A 494-nucleotide genomic window follows, 5' to 3' on the forward strand; every position below is an offset into this window, starting at 1 on the left:
AAAAACGTCATATCCATCAGGGCACCCCCCTTTCATGGGTCGTGTCGTGCCCAAGGTAAACATGAGGAAACGGCTCTGTCCACCTCCCAAGCAGTATTTGGAGGAAGAATTGGAGTTCCGTAATATCTGCGTAAGAAGTGCAATCGGTGAGCGGCGGTCCGGATAGCTGGTATAGTTTTCAAGTTGCCTCCGAGAGCTTGAAGCGGAAGTAACCGGGCGCCCGTAGCTCAGCGGATAGAGCAATTGACTACGGATCAATAGGTCGGGGGTTCAAATCCCTCCGGGCGCACAGACAAGAAGCGGTTCACTTCGGTGGGCCGCTTTTTTTGTTGCCCGCGGCCAGGGTCAATTTGGTCCGAACGGACAAACTAGGGACAAGCTCAGGTAGCATCGGCATAATTGAGTTATCCTTACTGTTCAATTTATGCGCCCGGTGGCGAGTGGCACCGGCGTACCAAGAGTTTCTCGCCGGGCGTTGTTCGGGCTCCCAGTGA

The 494-nt window shown here is 54.3% G+C and carries 1 tRNA gene; it reads left to right on the top strand.

The window, feature by feature from the left end:
- The first annotated feature begins 216 nt into the window (after positions 1-216).
- Positions 217-289 (top strand) — tRNA-Arg (locus tag JF66_RS21050).
- The last annotated feature ends 205 nt before the right edge of the window (positions 290-494 follow it).

This window comes from Cryobacterium sp. MLB-32, assembly GCF_000738085.1.
Classification (GTDB): Bacteria; Actinomycetota; Actinomycetes; order Actinomycetales; family Microbacteriaceae; genus Cryobacterium.